The organism is Aeromonas sp. Y311-2 (assembly GCF_027706025.1).
GTDB lineage: Bacteria > Pseudomonadota > Gammaproteobacteria > Enterobacterales > Aeromonadaceae > Aeromonas > Aeromonas veronii.
The window spans coordinates 1-2962 of the sequence record NZ_JAPDCL010000060.1 but is presented as its reverse complement, the minus strand read 5'-3'; the positions used below and the strand labels follow the sequence as shown (position 1 = coordinate 2962).

At 59.2% G+C, this 2962-nt stretch carries 1 protein-coding gene and 2 pseudogenes; 1 reads left to right on the top strand and 2 read right to left on the bottom strand.

Going from position 1 to position 2962, the window contains the following annotated elements; all coding sequences use genetic code 11:
• Positions 1 to 1066 (bottom strand): annotated as a pseudogene (locus tag OKC42_RS22570) (HD domain-containing phosphohydrolase); the annotation flags it as partial.
• A gap of 293 nt (positions 1067 to 1359) precedes the next feature.
• Between OKC42_RS22570 and rimO the strand changes: the two are divergent.
• The gene (rimO, locus tag OKC42_RS22565; protein WP_041208316.1) at positions 1360 to 2688 is read left to right on the top strand and encodes a 30S ribosomal protein S12 methylthiotransferase RimO; all 1329 of its coding nucleotides are present in this window, start codon (positions 1360 to 1362) and stop codon (positions 2686 to 2688) included.
• 107 nt (positions 2689 to 2795) lie between these two features.
• Here the strand turns inward: rimO and OKC42_RS22715 are convergent.
• Positions 2796 to 2962, bottom strand: a pseudogene (locus OKC42_RS22715) (DUF1349 domain-containing protein); the annotation flags it as partial.

The following is a 2962-nucleotide window of genomic DNA, read 5'->3' as shown; positions in this document are numbered from 1 at the left end:
AAGATGGCATAAAACTCGGCCTTGTTGTGCAGGGCCGCAGCGACACAGGTGGGATCAAACTGGCTGCCGGCATGCTCCTCCAGATAGGCAAACGCCGTCTCGAACGGCCAGGCCTGCTTGTAGGGGCGCTCGCTGGTCAGGGCATCAAAAACATCAGCCACCGTCACGATACGCGCCGCCAGCGGGATCGCCTCCCCCGCCAGGCCCAGCGGATAACCGGTGCCATCAAAACGCTCATGATGGCCTGCGATGATGTTGGTCAGCATATCGGTGTGGTGAATGCCATCGAGGCCAAACTCATTGATCATCAGGCTGATCATCTCTCGCCCCTTGCTGGTGTGAACCTTCATGATCTCGAACTCTTCCGGGGTCAGCTTGCCCGGCTTGAGTAAAATGGCATCCGGCACCGCGATCTTGCCGATGTCGTGCAGCTCGGAGAAGAGGTAGACAAACTCCACCTCCTCGTCGCTCAGCCCGCAAGTCGGGGCCAGCGTCTTGGCGATCAGTCGGGAGTAGGCCGACATCCGATGCAGATGGTTGGCGGTCTCCTCATCCCGATAGCGACTGAACTCCCGTGCCGTGGTCAGCGCGCCGCCGAGGGTCTGAATAGAGAAGAACTCCACCGCAATGATGGCGGACAACATCTGGGCATAGGCCGACAGTTCGCTTTGGATCGACTCATCGAAATAGCCCGGCTCCATGGCATCGCAAAACAGAAAACCAAACAGCTTGCTGTTGAACAACAGCGGCTCGGTATAGCTGGAGGCATAGCCCGCCTCCAGCAGCTTGCGGCTGTGTTCCGACGCGGAACCACGCAGGGCATCGAGATTGCCAAGCACCCGGGGGTGCTTGTGCTCCGCCAGATAGCGCAAGGAGGGAACATCGCTCAGCTTCACCTCATACTGCACCAGCGGCGAGGGCCCCTCGGTGCTGTGAGCGAAGGTCTTGAGCTGATCGGTATGGGGATCGTAAATCGCAATGGCCACCCGACTCAGCTTGTCAAAACGCTCGCGTAGCGTAGCGTAGCGTGCAGATTCTGCATTCTTTCGCCAAATGAACTTTCCATTGCCTTCTCCACCGGATCACCATGATGGGAGTATAGGGGCACCCGTGACAGGGTTCCCAGCCACAGACCGCGAAATTGACTAATAAGTCAGCAATGCATATTGCCAGCCACAAACCTGTGCAGCAGGGACTGCGCGCCAGTCAGGGCTCCACCATCAGCCGCTATTCGCACGGCCCAATCCTGCCCACTCGGAGATATTGTTCAGTTCTGCCATGCTGGCTGTATAGTTTTTGGTTAACCATTCCGGTAAAATCCGCGCCCTTAAAGAAGAGCCACCTAAGAGTGATTGAGCGATGTCCAACACAAAACAGGCCCCCAAAGTAGGATTCGTCTCCTTGGGTTGCCCGAAAAACCTGGTCGATTCCGAGCGCATCCTGACCCAGCTGCGTACCGAAGGGTACGACGTGGTGCCCAGCTATGACGATGCCGAGCTGGTTGTCGTCAACACCTGTGGCTTTATCGACAGCGCAGTGCAGGAGTCGCTCGAAGCGATCGGCGAAGCGCTGGCCGAGAACGGCAAGGTGATCGTCACCGGCTGCCTTGGCGCCAAAGAGAATCAGATCCGCGAGATCCACCCCAAGGTGCTCGAGATCACCGGCCCCCACGCCTATGAAGAGGTACTGGGTCACGTCCACAAATATGTGGAGAAGCCGCAGCACAACCCCTTCACCAGTCTGGTACCGGCCCACGGCGTCAAGCTGACTCCGCGCCACTACGCCTATCTGAAGATTTCCGAAGGGTGCAACCACCGCTGCACCTTCTGCATCATCCCCTCCATGCGCGGGGACCTAGTGAGCCGCCCCATCGGCGACGTGCTGGCCGAAGCCAAGCGCCTGAAAGAGGCCGGTGTGAAGGAGCTGCTGGTGATCTCCCAGGACACCTCCGCCTACGGCGTCGATGTGAAGCACCGCACCGGTTTCTACGACGGCATGCCGGTCAAGACCAGCATGGTCGCCCTGTGCGAAGAGCTGGCCAAGCTCGATATCTGGGTACGTCTGCACTACGTCTACCCCTACCCGCATGTGGATGACGTCATCCCGCTGATGCGTGATGGCAAGATCCTGCCCTACCTCGACATCCCGCTGCAGCACGCCAGCCCGCGCATCCTCAAACTGATGAAGCGCCCGGGTTCGGTCGAGCGTACCCTGGAGCGGATCCAGAAGTGGCGGGAGATCTGCCCGCAGATCACCCTGCGCTCCACCTTTATCGTCGGCTTCCCGGGCGAGACCGAGGAAGATTTCCAGATGCTGCTGGACTTTATCGACAAGGCTGAGCTGGATCGGGTCGGCTGCTTCAAATACAGCCCGGTCGAAGGGGCGCTGGCCAACGAGCTGCCGGATCCGGTGCCGGAAGAAGTTCAGGAAGAGCGCTTCCAGCGCTTTATGGAGCTGCAACAGCAGGTCTCCATCCGCAAGCTGGCTCGTAAAGTGGGTCAGGAGATGACCGTTATCATCGACGAAGTGGACGAAGAGGGTGCCACTGGCCGCTCTTTTGCCGATGCACCGGAGATCGATGGTCTGGTCTACCTCAACGGCGAAACCAGCCTCAAGCCGGGCGACATGGTCAAGGTGCGGATCGACGAATCCGACGAATATGACCTGTGGGCCAGCCTGATTGGCTAACCCTGCCATGGGTACACACGCCGCGCGTTGAGCCGATAGCGTTCAACGCAACTAAACAAAAAGCGCCTGATGGCGCTTTTTGTTTAACAACTACCGGCGATAAACTGCTAGCCGAGGTCGTGCAGCGCCTTGCCAAGGGGCGCAGTGAGGCGCAAGTCAGAGAAACGCACCGCCAGCCCCTGCCGCTCCGGCGTGCAGCACATCACCCCGATAAAGCAACTTTAGCCTGGCGGAAACGGGGCGAGGCGCAGCAGCGGCCACACCTTGCCATCTA

Bases quoted from the DNA above. Each gene is read 5' to 3' on its own strand.
- rimO (WP_041208316.1), top strand. From the start codon at position 1,360: ATGTCCAACACAAAACAGGCCCCCAAAGTAGGATTCGTCTCCTTGGGT.